Consider the following 12,929-nt stretch of genomic DNA (forward strand, 5'->3'; position numbering starts at 1 on the left):
GATTATTACATTTGTGGCTGAAATATTCAAATATCAATTTTCAAACATAACTATTATGAGCATACCAACAAATTTAAAGTACACAAAAGATCACGAATGGATTAGCATCGAAGGAGATGTAGCAACTGTAGGAATTACTCATTTCGCTCAAAAAGAGTTAGGTGATATCGTGTACGTTGAAGTAGAAACTTTAGATCAGACCTTAGATAAAGACGAGGTTTTTGGAACTGTTGAAGCTGTAAAAACGGTTTCTGATTTGTTCTTACCATTAACTGGAGAAATTATTGCTTTTAATGATAGTTTAGAAAGTGCACCTGAAACGGTAAATTCTGATCCTTACGGAGCAGGATGGATGATCAAAATAAAAATTGCTGATGCATCAGAAATTGATTCATTGTTAAGTGACGAAGCTTATAAAGAATTAATTGGTGCCTAAACAAATATTGCTTTGCTGGGCCATTATTTGTTCCGGAATTATTAGTTATTTCTGTTTAACGGATTCCAGTAATATTCCTGCGGTAAGTTTTCCAAGCATTGACAAAGTAGTGCATTTTTGTTTTCATTTCGGATTTACGATTTCCTGGATTTTGTTTTTTAAAAAAGAATTAAAAGGAAAAAGTACAGATGATTTTAAAGCCTATCTGATTTCGTTTATCTTCTCCGTTTTCTTCGGAATTACAATCGAAATTTTGCAAGGTGTTCTTACGACTACCCGAGCGGCAGATGTAGCAGACGTTTTAGCAAATACAATTGGAAGTACGACGGCAATATTTACAGCAATAGCTTTAAAGAAGCAAATAGATAAAATATAAGAATATAAAGACCCACTTCGGTGGGTTTTTTATTGCCCAAAAATGAAGAACGGCAAGAGTGTTTTTTTTCTGAATTTTAAACGTATTTTTGTCCCCGATTATAATTCTTAATATCATGAACGTTAAGTACTATTTGGATTCTACTTACTTAAAAACAGCTTCGCAAGCGGGACTTTCTGAAGCAGCAAATCTTGCTGTGGTTAAAAAGACGATTGCCGAAGCAATTGAGGAGGGGTTTAAGCTTGTTATGATTCGTCCCGAGCATGTAAGTTTGGCTAAAGAAATGATTCTAAAAGCCAATTCGACTTTGCTTGTTGGTACTGTTATCGATTTTCCGGAAGGTAAATCAGATTTAGAAACAAAAATTAAAGAAGCAAACGAAGCAATAGCAAACGGAGCTGACGATTTGGACTTTGTATGTAATTACGAGGCTTTCAAAAATGGTGACAGTGCGCTGATAAAGGAAGAGGTTTTAATCGGTACACAAGTGGGACTGGCGCACAATAAAACCGTAAAATGGATTATTGAAGTGGCCGCTTTGACGGATAAGGAGATTATTCAGCTTTCGGCTTTGATTAAAAATGTGGTTATATCAAATTTTAAAGAAGAAAATTATACTACAGTTTTTGTGAAATCATCCACCGGTTTTTTTAAAACCAAAAATGATTTGCCAAACGGAGCTACGGTCCCAACTATAATTATGATGTTAGAAAATGCATCACCTTTATCGGTAAAAGCTGCCGGTGGAGTGCGATCGTATGATGAAGCAATAGAAATGATTCGTTTAGGAGTTAAACGCATCGGAACTTCGGCGGCAAAAGCAATTGCCAATGGAGAAAATACCTCAAATCAATATTAAATGAAAACCCAATTCTACGTGAACAAGATTTTTTTAACCTTCGTTTTTACATTATCCGCCTTGTTTGCTTTTTCGCAGGAAAATACGAATTCTTCCATTACTCCCGGTTTTGCATCAGAGCAATTTCCTGTTTTTCCTAATTGTGAAAACCTGCAATCTAAAAAACTGGAAAATTGTTTTTACAAAGAAGTGCAGGATTTTGTCTTTCATAATTTTGAAGTTCCTCAAGATTTAAAACAAGCAGAGTATAAAGGAGAAGTAAGAGTTCTTTTTGAAGTGGATGAAAAAGGGGCGTTTAAAGTGCTTTATGTAAATGCATTGAATGAGGCATTGTCGCAAGAAGCAAAGCGTGTTTTTGGGAAGTTTCCTATTGTGAAACCCTCTACTTATAATGGAAAACCGACCTATTCAAAATACACCATTGTGATTGGAATACCGTTAAAAAGTGCGGATCAGATTGCAGCAGAAGCTTTGGCGGCGGCTGAGATTTTAAGACCTGTAGAAAAACCAATGACAGAACTGGACAGTATTGTCTATAAAAAATACAACAATCCCGAGTTTGATAGTCATTTAAACATTCCGTTTTCGCACAGTTATTATGCGCAATTTGACGGAGCAATGAATCAGGTTGGAAGTAATAATCACACTGCTTCTAAACCTTATACCTATAATGAGGTTAAAAAATACTATAACTTAAAAGCAGTTAATGAATCGCTTCAGAAAAAAACAACGACCTGGTTAGGAAGAAAATTCTGGAACGAGAATTTAGTACAAATTCAAGGCGAGGATTATTGGTTGGCATTAAATCCTATTCTTGATTTACAAGTAGGTAAGGCTTCAGATATTGATCCTTCGACTTATGTCAATACTCGTGCTTTGAATTTTAGAGGAGGTTTAGGGAAACAGATTAATTTTACCACTACAATTTTTGAAAGCCAAGGCCGATTTGCAGGTTATTTTAATGATTATGCAGAGTCTATAAAGCCATCCGGAGGAAATCCTGCGATTATTCCCGGAGTTGGAATTGCAAAACGATTTAAAACAGACGCGTACGATTTCCCTTTAGCGGAAGCCAATATTACGTTTGCTCCAAGTAAGTTTTTTGATTTGCAATTGGGTTATGGCAGAAACTTTATCGGAGACGGCTATCGTTCGCTGTTGGAAAGCGACGGGCCAAGTCCGTATCCGTACTTTAAAATCAATACTACTTTCTGGAAGATAAAATACACCAATACCTATATGTGGCTAAAAGATGTTCGTCCCGATGTTACGGTTGAAAAAACCTATGCAACAAAATTTATGGCGAATCATTATTTAAGCTGGAACGTTTCAAATAAGCTGAATTTAGGTTTCTTCGAATCGGTGGTCTGGACTGATAGTAACAACAGAGGATTTGATGTCAATTTTATCAATCCGATTATTTTTTACCGTACAGTCGAGTTTACATCATCATCAAAAAGTGGTAATGCGCTTTTGGGAATGTCTGCAAAATACAAATGGAACAATGAACTTAATTTTTATGCGCAGCTTTTAATCGATGAATTTTCATTCGGAGATATAAAAGGGGGTGATAACAGCTGGAAAAACAAAATAGGGTACCAAATAGGAGCCAAGTATTTTAATGCCTTCAAAGTAAAGGATCTGTTGTTGCAGGTCGAATACAATCATGTGCGTCCGTATGTGTATTCACATAGTGCCGTTATTACCAATTACGGTCATAACAATCAGAGTATGGGGCACCAATGGGGAGGGAATTTTGAGGAATTAGTAGCAATCGCACGTTATCACAAAGGACGTTATTTTGCCGATGCGAAATTTACAACTGGTAAACGTGGTTTGGATTTTAATACCACGGCAGACAGTTTTAATTACGGTGGTGATATTTATAAAAGTTACGACGAAAAACGTCCGTATGACACCGGTGTAAAAGTAGGGCAAGGTAATAAAACCAGTATTTTTATTGCCGATATTCAAGGAGGGTATTTGATTAACCCGATGACAAATTTGAAATTCTTCGGAAGTTTTATCTACAGGAATTTTGATCCGACACAAGAAACGGCAACTACATTTAAACAAAGTACTACCTGGTTTACGATCGGATTGCGTTCTGATATCTTTAATTGGTATTTTGATTACTAGGATATTTAATAAGATTTTTCGAAAAGATTGTGTTAAAAATCTGCAAGACCTTATTTTGTAAAGGTTTTATTGAAAAAAATATAATTTTATAGGTTCTGATTCTATAATCAATTTGTACATTTGCACCACTCAAAAAAAACATTCAAAACAATTATCGTATTGAACGCTACTAAAAACACATTTTCATTTAAATCATTGTTTCTCGATTTTAAAGAGATCACTAAAGCTGGTTTAGCAATTAGTGTTTTGTTTTCTTCTATTGCGGGGTATTTGTTAGGTGTTAATGACGAACATCCTTTTAAATGGAGTGTTCTGATCGTTTTGATGATAGGAGGATATTGCATGGTTGGAGCTTCAAACGCTTTCAATCAGGTAATCGAAAAAGATATCGACTCCTTAATGGATCGAACCAAAAATCGTCCCGTTCCTTCAGGGCGTATGTCTCCAAAAATGGCTTTGTTTGTAGCAAGTTTATTAACCATTGTTGGAATTGCGTTGTTGTATAGCATCAATGCAAAATCGGCTATGTTTGCGGCTATTTCTATATTTTTATACACCAGTATCTATACGCCTTTAAAAACGGTGACACCGTTGTCTGTTTTTGTTGGTGCTTTTCCGGGAGCAATTCCTTTTATGTTAGGATGGGTTGCAGCCAGCGGAGAATTTGGTATAGAAGCCGGAACCTTGTTTTTGATTCAGTTTTTCTGGCAATTCCCTCATTTTTGGGCAATTGGATGGTTTTTGTATGAAGATTATGAAAAAGCAGGAATCTTTATGCTTCCAACAGGAAGAAAAGACAAAGGAACGGCCATGCAAATTATGTTGTACACCGTTTGGTTGATTATAGCTTCTCTATTGCCATGTTTAGGGTATACCGGACAATTGTTTATCTCGCCGGTTGCCGCAATTTTGGTTTTCTTATTAGGATTATGGATGTTGTTTTATGCGGTACGATTGTACAAATTGCGAACTGCAAAGGCAGCAAGAACACTAATGTTGGTTAGTGTTTCGTATATTTCGTTATTGCAAATTATATATATAGTAGATAAATTTTTAAGATAGTTATGGAAATGACAATGAAAATAAGTGAAGAACAAGAAAGAAAATCAAAGTCGGCTAAGCTGATTTTGTTGTTCGCAATGGCAAGTATGACCATGATGTTTGGCGGTCTTACAAGTGCATTTGTAGTGAGCAGATCGAGACCGGATTGGTTGAAGAATTTTGAATTTCCAACAGCATTTTACTTTAGTACTGCTGTAATTATAGGATGTAGTGTTACTTTTTACTTGGCTAAAAAAGCCATTCAAAAGGACAATAGAAGCGCAACTACGGCTTTTCTTTTGGCTACATTAGCGTTGGGTGTTTTGTTTGTGGTTTTGCAATTTGTGGGATTTGGACAGATTGTAGAAAGCGGCTATTATTTTACAGGACAGGGTAGTTCTATTACTACAACTTTTCTTTATGTAGTTACCGTTACACACTTATTACACTTGGCTGGAGGGTTGATTTCACTTTTAATTATAATTTATAATCATTTTAAACAAAAATACAATTCGACTCAAACTCTTGGTATAGAACTAGGTGCGATGTATTGGCACTTTTTGGATTTATTATGGGTATTATTATTTTTATTTTTATATTTCTTTAAATAAGAAAAAAACGTAAATTTGGGAACTTTTTAACGAATATCTTTTATGAAAGCGACAGTTACTACTGCAAATAACGACGAAAAAACTTGGGGAGGCGGTCATGAGATCCAGCCATTAGGAGCAAGTTATGGTAAAATGATGATGTGGTTTTTCATCGTGTCAGATGCCTTGACATTCTCTGGATTCCTTGCTGCTTATGGTTTTTCAAGATTTAAATTTATTGAAACCTGGCCTTTGGCTGATGAAGTGTTTACTCACTTTCCATTTATGCACGGCGTTTCGGCTCCGATGTATTATGTAGCCTTAATGACTTTTATTTTGATTTTCTCATCTGTAACTATGGTGTTAGCGGTTGATGCAGGTCATCAATTGAAAAAAACAAAAGTTGCAATCTACATGTTCTTAACTATTATTGGAGGTTTTATTTTCGTTGGCTCACAAGCTTGGGAATGGAAAAACTTCATTAAAGGAGAATATGGTGCTGTTGAAACAGCAGGAGGAAGTTTGTTGCAGTTCGTTGATAAAGATGGTAAAAGAGTAGCTTTAGCTGACTTTGCTGTTAAATTACCGGAGCAAAGAGAAGCTTTGACCAGAAGTAAAACTTCTTGGTTCATGGAAGATACTGAAACAGTAGCTTCTTATTCTGTTGCTGAAGTTCAGGCTGGTTTTAAAGCACACCCTGAATTGTTGGTGAGAACAGAAAAATTGACAGAGAAAAAGAAAAAAACTGTTTTAGACAGAGCCGAATCTGAAGCTCGTTTAAGTACTGCAAAATATGTAGTAGAGGGTGCAAACCTGACTAGAAATGAATACGGAAGTAAATTGTTTGCTGATTTCTTTTTCTTCATTACAGGATTCCACGGATTCCACGTATTTTCTGGAGTTATCATCAATATCATTATCTTCTTTAATGTATTGTTAGGGACTTACGAGAAAAGAAAAAGCTATGAAATGGTAGAGAAAGTTGGTTTATACTGGCACTTTGTCGATTTAGTTTGGGTATTTGTATTTACAGTTTTCTACTTAGTTTAATTTTAGATTTTAATTATTATGTCACACGAGCACGTATCAAATACAAAAAGAATCTGGTCTGTTTTTCTATTATTGTCTATGGTAACTACTGTAGAGGTAATCTTAGGGATCTACAAACCTGGAGTTTTAGAGTTTAATCATTTTGTAGGATTGAATTTATTGAACTGGATATTTTATATCTTAACTATATACAAGGCATACTACATTGTATGGGCATTTATGCACATGGAAGGTGAAACAAGTAGTCTTAGATGGTCTGTCGTATCACCGGTTATTTTCCTGGTTTTATATTTATTATTTATTTTACTTACAGAAGGACATTATATTTATGGTGTTTTTAAAGATTCTACTATTAAATGGAATTTTTAACATGATATTAATTCGAAAAGAGGCTCCGTTTAACGGAGCTTTTTTTATTTTTGTACCTCAATAACTTCTACTGAAATAATGAAAAAAAATATAGTTCTCTTTGTGCTTTTTGTTTTGCCAATTGTCGCCTATTTATTTTTTGCCTCGGGAGTAAATAGCTTTACTACACTTCCCGTAATAACGCCAAAAATCAAGGATTTTGGAGATTGGAAATCCTTAGACGGTAAAAAAGTTTCGCTCGATAAAAAAATAACCGTTTTAGGTTTTTCCGGCGATGATATTTTAGCCAATCGCGGTAATTACTTTAACTTAAACGAGAAAATATACAAACGCTACTACGGTTTCGAAGACCTTCAGTTTGTGGTGCTTTGTCCAACCGGTACCGAAGTGGAAGCACAGAAAGTATTAGATGCTCTGAAACCTTTTACAGATGTGTCAGGATGGAAATTTGTTTTTGCATCAGCTGACGAAATCAAAGCCTTTTACAAGCAACTCAATTTAAAAGGGAAACTGGATGATACCTTAGGGACTTCTAATGTCTACATCATTGATAAAGAAAGAAATTTGAGAGGCAGAAAAGATAAGAAAGACTACAAAGAAGGATACGATACTTTTCATCCGTCTGAATTGAGTAACGAAATGTTAGATGATTTTAAAATTATCTTATATGAATATCGTGCCGCTCTTAAAAAGAATCACAATGCCACTAAACAACTTTAAATTTCAATCATAATGTTTAAAAATAAATCATATATCGGAATTTCGTTTATTGTTTTAATCTTTGGAATTTACGCTGTACCAAAAATTGTGGACAGGGTAACAAAAGGAGAAATTGTTAAAGGAAATCGCCTGGATAATGTTGGTTTGAAAGATTCAAAATCGGCAGCAAAATTAATTACAATAGGACCGGCGCCTAAGTTTGAATTGACCAATCAGGAAGATAAAAAAATCTCAAACGAATCGTACAAAGGAAAAGTATATGTTTTGGAGTTTTTCTTCACGACATGCCCTTCAATCTGTCCAAAGATGAATTTGAGTATGTTGGAAATTGAGAAAACATTTTTCGGGAATCCTAATTTCGGAATCGTTTCTATTACAATTGACCCAGGTCATGATACGCCTCAGGTTTTGAAAGATCACGCTAAATTACTTGGAGTAAAATCGTCTAATTGGAATTTCCTGACGGGTGATAAAGCAACAATTATGGATTTGTCCAATAAAGGCTTTAATCTGTATGCAGGTGAAAATGCCAAAGTAAATGGTGGTTTCGAACATTCCGGTTTGTTTGCCTTAATTGATAAAGACGGAAACATTCGTTGTCGTAAAGACGAATTCGGGAATCCGATTTTGTATTATGACGGATTGGACAAAAAAGGCGTTAGAGACATTCAGGAAGATATTAAAATATTATTAGAAGAATAAAAATGGAAGACAATTCATTAGAAAAAAAGTACAGTAAGTTAATTATTGCAGTTTCTATTATAATTCCGCTAGTAGTAGCTATTTTGTTTGGAGTTAAATTAAAAGATTTAGGATACGATGTAGAACCCTTATCATTTTTGCCTCCAATTTATGCTACAACAAACGGTATTACAGCGATTGTTTTAGTTTTGGCCGTAATCGCTATTAAAAACGGAAATCAAAAGCTACACAAAGGGTTAATGACGTTTGCTATTGCATTGTCGGTTGCCTTTTTAGTAATGTATGTGGCTTATCACATGACTTCTGATTCGACTAAATTTGGTGGCGAAGGAGTAATACGTTATGTGTATTTCTTTATTTTGGTAACACACATTTTACTGTCTATTGCTATTATACCGTTGGTGTTAATTACTTATGTGAGAGCCTTGGCAAAACGATTTGACAGGCATAAAAAAATTGCAAAAATTACGTTTCCGCTTTGGTTGTACGTTGCTGTGACGGGTGTGGTGGTTTATTTAATGATATCTCCTTATTATGTTTACTAAAAATAAAATTCAAACCTCGAATTCCAAATTCCAAACGTTTGTTTTTGGAGTTTGTTTTTTCCTTTTCGCAATTTCAGCCAATGCGCAATGCGCCATGTGTCGTGCTGCTTTGTCAGGGGATTCAAATATAAAAAAAGCAGAGGCCGTAAATGACGGAATTGTTTATCTAATGGTAATTCCTTATCTGCTGGTCGTAATAATTGGTTTTCTGATTTACAAAATGTACAAGTCAAAAAAGAAAACAAAGCTGTCTGAATAAGACGGCTTTTTTTTTGAGATCGTTTTTTTAAGGTTTAGAGAAGCAAAGGAACAAAGGTTCAAAATTGGGGACTTTACGTAAATCCTTTGGGCTTTGTGGTGAGAAAAACACAAAGAAAAAACGCAAAGCTCGCAATGATTTTTTTGCACGCAGATTTGGCAGATTAGGCTGATTTTATTTGTTTCTTGTGAAAAATCTGTGCAATCTGCTAAATCTGCGTGCAAAAAAAATTAGCTCTAAAATTGAAGAGGAGTCGTAATACTATAATTAAACTTTGCGAACCTTGCCTTAAAAAACAACTATAATACAGTCACTTCTCAATCTACTTCAATCCATCCACCGAAACATTAACGGTACCGTTTATCTTTATAAAAGCGATAATAGCCTGATTGGTCAATTGTATTTTATCAAATTGAATGTCTTCCATTTTTCCATTTACAAAAACACCGGGCATCGGAGAGTAGTTTTTAAGATAGGCAGCCATGCTTTTTTTACCCTCATCCAAATTAGGTTGAATAGAATAACGACAGCTTTCTTCCATTTTTCTTAGAATGTATCCTTGAGCCAACCAGCTTGCAGTGCGCATTAGCTTGCTCTTGGTATCTAAAACATAATCCAGTTTGTCAAAATAAATTTCTTTGGTTTGCGGGTTGTATTGTGGAAATCCGTTTAGATAAATAGTTCCGTTAATAGATCCAAGGACATCCAGCGCAATCACCATTTTATCGTTTTTATGCCAAATCGCTACATTTTTTACCGTAATTTTTTTGCTTCCCGATCCAAATTCCTGACCTGCAAAATTTTTGGTCATGATTTTAGAAGCATCGGTATAAGTTGAAATAGCAGCAATATTGGCCGAAATTTGATTTGGAATTTTAGCGACAGGTTTTAAAACAATCTTATTGGCATTAAATTTTGATTCCGGTTGTTTACCAACGATGGTTTCCATATTACACTTCATTCCCATGTCCAATAAAAACTGATCATTTTTAAGTTTTGCATTGGTAGCATACACTTCGATCGGAACAATGCGCAACCAGCTTTCGTAGGTGTCACTCATTTGAAAAGGAGTACAGATCTTTTCCAAAGCAGATAAAACATTAGGTTTAAAATCCATAGATTTTTCGATTGCCTCATCTATGCTTTTTTCAATTTTAGATTTAAAAATAGAGATTGCCGGATTAATTAAATAGGTAATCGGCAGGCTTTTTCCAAAAACCAGCATGGTAGGACTTTCGTTCCAATCCAGGGATTTGAACTCCGTTTTAGTGTTTAGTTTCCAATTGGTTAAAGCTACTTCGCTTGACAAGGTGATTACACCATTGAGGTTAAATTCGCGAATGTCGTAAAGTTCAACGCCTAATTTCTTGGTGCCGATTCTGTATTTAACAGTTGCTTTTAGAGGCAGGATAGTTTTTATTTTTTTATCGGGATTTGCAGGATCATTTTGAATTTTAATGGGAGCCAGTTTCCAGATTTTCATTTCGATATCATCGTCTTCTATGTTGGTATCCTCATAAATTAAACCATTCAAAATAGTATTCGTCTGGTTTTCTATATCCCGAAGTTTTACCGTAATGGGTAAGTTTATAAACGATGGATTGCTTTCATAAACCAAAGGGCTGGCGTCATCCGGCTCCGGTTTTAAAGTTTCTAATTTTTGAGTGGAAGAGCATCCAACAAGTACATTAAGTACCGTGAATAGGGAAAGAGCAGAAAGAAACTTCATCAGTGTGATTTTTTAGTAATGCAAAATTAAGAAAACAATTATATTATCTTAAAAAAGTGTAACAATTGATAAGAAATGGAGTCTTATTGAAATAGTAAGGCAGAATTATTAACGTTTTCTTACCACAACTGACTTAATAAAAATGTTATTATTGTTTTAAAATTTAACAATACCATGATTGAAATCAAAGATTTGCACAAGTCCTATAAGATGGGAAGTTCAGAGTTACATGTGTTAAAAGGAATTAATTTTAATATTGCAGAAGGCGAATTGGTTGCTATCATGGGATCCTCGGGTTCTGGAAAGTCGACACTTCTTAATATTTTAGGAATTTTAGATGAGGCAGATTCGGGCAGTTATATTTTAGATAAAACACCAATAAAAAAACTGAACGAAACGATAGCTTCAAAATATCGGAATAAATTTTTAGGATTTGTTTTTCAATCTTTCAATTTGATCAATTATAAAACGGCACTTGATAACGTTGCTATGCCCTTGTATTATCAGGGAGTAAAAAGAAAAGAACGTTATGATATTGCAATGAAATATCTGGAAAAAGTAGGTTTAGGGACGCACTCGCATCACTTGCCAAGTGAACTTTCCGGAGGTCAGAAACAACGTGTGGCTATTGCACGAGCGCTAGCCTCAAACCCAAAAGTGCTGTTGGCAGATGAGCCAACCGGTGCTTTAGATACCAAAACTTCGTATGAAGTAATGGAACTTATTCAGGGAATTAACGATGAGGGCAAAACGATCCTGATTGTAACCCATGAGCCCGACATTGCCGCAATGTGCAAAAGAAATGTGGTCCTGAAAGACGGATTAATTATCGACGATAAAATGGTAGAACAAGTTAGAGCTACATCTTATGTTTAATATTGAACGTTGGCACGAAATATTTGAAGCCATTTCCAAAAACAAGTTGAGAACCTTTCTTACCGGAATTTCTGTGGCTTCAGGAATTTTTATTTTGGTGATTTTACTTGGAGCAGGAAAAGGGCTTCAGAATGGAATTGAAAAACAATTTGAACGCGACGCTGCGGGGATTATTGAAGTTTGGAGTAATACAACAACAAAAGAGTATAAGGGTTTAAATCCCGGAAGACAGATACAGTTTAGAAATAGTGATTACTCGCAATCCATTCAGAAATTTGAAGACAAATTAGATAAAAGAGCGTCAACCTTTAATTTTTGGGGAGCAGTTATTTCATATGGAAAAGAATCGGGGGCTTATCAATATAGAGGGGTTGATCCGGATTATGGTGACATAGAAAATGTTACTGTTGTAGAAGGGCGATTTATAAATAGTAGAGATCTTGCTAAAAATGAAAAAGTTGCTGTTATTGGAATGAAGGTTAAAACGGATTTGTTTAAAGGAAAAGAAGCGCTTGGGGAGGAGATTTCAATAAGTAACATTAATTTTAAAGTAGTAGGGGTCTTTACGGATCCTGCTGGCGAAAGAGAGGAAACAAGAGCTTATCTGCCATTAACCACTGTGCAAAGAGCTTTTGGAGGAGGAGATAAAATTAGTAATTTGTTTTTTACTTTAAAAAAGACAGATGATTATGATCAAGCTTTGGCACAATCAAGAAAGTTTACAGAGGATTTAAAGCAATTATTAAAAAGTAAAAATATTATTGCACCTGATGATGATAGTGCAATAGGAGTGAATAATACAGTTGAAGATGCCAAACAAGTTTATGATTTAAATCTGTACATCAGATTGTTCTTTTGGTGGGTAGGTATCTGTACCATTGTTGCCGGAGTTGTGGGGGTAAGTAATATTATGTTGATCATTGTAAAAGAACGAACAAAAGAAATTGGAATCAGAAAAGCATTGGGAGCGTCACCGTTTTCTATTATTTCGATGATCCTTCACGAGTCTATTTTTATTACTACAATAGCAGGTTTTGTTGGTTTACTGGCAAGTTTATTATTGTTGGAATTTGTTGGGCCAATGGTTCAAAGTGAATATTTTCAAAATCCTCAAGTTGATTTTACGGTGGCCTTAACCACGTTGGTTTTACTGGTATTTGCAGGAGCAATGGCCGGCTTTTTTCCAGCATACAGAGCCGCCAAAATTAAACCTATTGTAGCACTTAGAGACGAATAAT

The 12,929-nt window shown here is 35.0% G+C and carries 15 protein-coding genes; 14 read left to right on the forward strand and 1 reads right to left on the reverse strand.

Going from position 1 to position 12,929, the window contains the following annotated elements; all coding sequences use genetic code 11:
• Nucleotides 1–55: 55 nt before the first annotated feature.
• The 12 genes from gcvH to ACHRV3_RS07525 all read left to right on the forward strand — a co-directional run bounded on the left by gcvH (nt 56) and on the right by ACHRV3_RS07525 (nt 9,086).
• Nucleotides 56–436 carry a glycine cleavage system protein GcvH gene (gene gcvH / locus ACHRV3_RS07470; protein ID WP_047773117.1) on the forward strand — a complete coding sequence of 127 codons (381 nt, stop codon included), beginning with the start codon at nt 56–58 and terminating at the stop codon, nt 434–436.
• On the forward strand, nt 429–812 hold the full coding sequence (locus ACHRV3_RS07475; RefSeq protein ID WP_047773285.1) for a VanZ family protein: 384 nt from the start codon (nt 429–431) through the stop codon (nt 810–812). Before gcvH ends, ACHRV3_RS07475 begins: the two co-directional genes overlap by 8 nt.
• A 115-nt stretch (nt 813–927) precedes the next feature.
• Nucleotides 928–1,671, forward strand: coding sequence for a deoxyribose-phosphate aldolase (gene deoC / locus ACHRV3_RS07480; protein ID WP_395433832.1), 744 nt, complete (start codon nt 928–930; stop codon nt 1,669–1,671).
• The gene (locus ACHRV3_RS07485; protein ID WP_395433833.1) at nt 1,672–3,810 is read left to right on the forward strand and encodes a gliding motility protein RemB; all 2,139 of its coding nucleotides are present in this window, start codon (nt 1,672–1,674) and stop codon (nt 3,808–3,810) included.
• A gap of 159 nt (nt 3,811–3,969) precedes the next feature.
• Nucleotides 3,970–4,872: a heme o synthase gene (cyoE, locus tag ACHRV3_RS07490; protein WP_047773125.1), complete on the forward strand. Its 903-nt coding sequence runs from the start codon at nt 3,970–3,972 to the stop codon at nt 4,870–4,872.
• Between the two features lie 2 nt (nt 4,873–4,874).
• On the forward strand, nt 4,875–5,462 hold the full coding sequence (locus ACHRV3_RS07495; protein WP_047773126.1) for a cytochrome c oxidase subunit 3: 588 nt from the start codon (nt 4,875–4,877) through the stop codon (nt 5,460–5,462).
• Between the two features lie 42 nt (nt 5,463–5,504).
• Nucleotides 5,505–6,491, forward strand: a complete 987-nt coding sequence (locus tag ACHRV3_RS07500) for a cytochrome c oxidase subunit 3 (protein ID WP_047773128.1) — start codon at nt 5,505–5,507, stop codon at nt 6,489–6,491.
• Nucleotides 6,492–6,509: 18 nt separating this feature from the next.
• Nucleotides 6,510–6,860, forward strand: a complete 351-nt coding sequence (locus ACHRV3_RS07505; protein ID WP_047773130.1) for a cytochrome C oxidase subunit IV family protein — start codon at nt 6,510–6,512, stop codon at nt 6,858–6,860.
• A gap of 78 nt (nt 6,861–6,938) precedes the next feature.
• Nucleotides 6,939–7,580 (forward strand): hypothetical protein, encoded by a 642-nt coding sequence (locus ACHRV3_RS07510; RefSeq protein WP_395433834.1) that lies wholly within the window; start codon nt 6,939–6,941, stop codon nt 7,578–7,580.
• A 12-nt stretch (nt 7,581–7,592) separates the two neighbouring features.
• On the forward strand, nt 7,593–8,282 hold the full coding sequence (locus ACHRV3_RS07515; RefSeq protein WP_395433835.1) for an SCO family protein: 690 nt from the start codon (nt 7,593–7,595) through the stop codon (nt 8,280–8,282).
• Nucleotides 8,283–8,284: 2 nt separating this feature from the next.
• A complete protein-coding gene (locus ACHRV3_RS07520; protein ID WP_047773135.1) occupies nt 8,285–8,827 on the forward strand; it encodes a DUF420 domain-containing protein in 543 nt (180 codons plus the stop codon).
• Nucleotides 8,817–9,086, forward strand: a complete 270-nt coding sequence (locus ACHRV3_RS07525; RefSeq protein WP_395433836.1) for a hypothetical protein — start codon at nt 8,817–8,819, stop codon at nt 9,084–9,086. Before ACHRV3_RS07520 ends, ACHRV3_RS07525 begins: the two co-directional genes overlap by 11 nt.
• A 322-nt stretch (nt 9,087–9,408) precedes the next feature.
• On the opposite strand, the gene ACHRV3_RS07530 is transcribed toward ACHRV3_RS07525, so the two are convergent.
• Entirely contained in the window at nt 9,409–10,815 is a 1,407-nt protein-coding gene (locus ACHRV3_RS07530) for a DUF4403 family protein (protein WP_395433838.1), read from the reverse strand.
• Nucleotides 10,816–10,989: 174 nt separating this feature from the next.
• Here ACHRV3_RS07530 and ACHRV3_RS07535 point away from each other — a divergent pair, with 174 nt between their 5' ends.
• The gene (locus ACHRV3_RS07535) at nt 10,990–11,691 is read left to right on the forward strand and encodes an ABC transporter ATP-binding protein (protein ID WP_047773140.1); all 702 of its coding nucleotides are present in this window, start codon (nt 10,990–10,992) and stop codon (nt 11,689–11,691) included.
• Entirely contained in the window at nt 11,684–12,928 is a 1,245-nt protein-coding gene (locus tag ACHRV3_RS07540) for an ABC transporter permease (protein ID WP_047773141.1), read from the forward strand. The genes ACHRV3_RS07535 and ACHRV3_RS07540 overlap by 8 nt, the downstream gene beginning before the upstream one ends.
• Nucleotide 12,929: the final 1 nt, after the last annotated feature.

Source organism: Flavobacterium sp. FlaQc-49 (assembly GCF_044005985.1).
Taxonomy (GTDB): Bacteria; Bacteroidota; Bacteroidia; order Flavobacteriales; family Flavobacteriaceae; genus Flavobacterium; species Flavobacterium cupriresistens.

What these genes read in the sequence shown, in the direction of transcription:
- gcvH (WP_047773117.1), top strand. Translation starts at nt 56, where the DNA reads ATGAGCATACCAACAAATTTAAAGTACACAAAAGATCACGAATGGATT.
- deoC (WP_395433832.1), top strand. Translation starts at nt 928, where the DNA reads ATGAACGTTAAGTACTATTTGGATTCTACTTACTTAAAAACAGCTTCG.
- ACHRV3_RS07485 (WP_395433833.1), top strand. Translation starts at nt 1,672, where the DNA reads ATGAAAACCCAATTCTACGTGAACAAGATTTTTTTAACCTTCGTTTTT.
- ACHRV3_RS07495 (WP_047773126.1), top strand. Translation starts at nt 4,875, where the DNA reads ATGGAAATGACAATGAAAATAAGTGAAGAACAAGAAAGAAAATCAAAG.
- ACHRV3_RS07500 (WP_047773128.1), top strand. Translation starts at nt 5,505, where the DNA reads ATGAAAGCGACAGTTACTACTGCAAATAACGACGAAAAAACTTGGGGA.
- ACHRV3_RS07505 (WP_047773130.1), top strand. Translation starts at nt 6,510, where the DNA reads ATGTCACACGAGCACGTATCAAATACAAAAAGAATCTGGTCTGTTTTT.
- ACHRV3_RS07510 (WP_395433834.1), top strand. Translation starts at nt 6,939, where the DNA reads ATGAAAAAAAATATAGTTCTCTTTGTGCTTTTTGTTTTGCCAATTGTC.
- ACHRV3_RS07515 (WP_395433835.1), top strand. Translation starts at nt 7,593, where the DNA reads ATGTTTAAAAATAAATCATATATCGGAATTTCGTTTATTGTTTTAATC.
- ACHRV3_RS07520 (WP_047773135.1), top strand. Translation starts at nt 8,285, where the DNA reads ATGGAAGACAATTCATTAGAAAAAAAGTACAGTAAGTTAATTATTGCA.
- ACHRV3_RS07525 (WP_395433836.1), top strand. Translation starts at nt 8,817, where the DNA reads ATGTTTACTAAAAATAAAATTCAAACCTCGAATTCCAAATTCCAAACG.
- ACHRV3_RS07530 (WP_395433838.1), bottom strand. Translation starts at nt 10,815, where the DNA reads ATGAAGTTTCTTTCTGCTCTTTCCCTATTCACGGTACTTAATGTACTT.
- ACHRV3_RS07535 (WP_047773140.1), top strand. Translation starts at nt 10,990, where the DNA reads ATGATTGAAATCAAAGATTTGCACAAGTCCTATAAGATGGGAAGTTCA.
- ACHRV3_RS07540 (WP_047773141.1), top strand. Translation starts at nt 11,684, where the DNA reads ATGTTTAATATTGAACGTTGGCACGAAATATTTGAAGCCATTTCCAAA.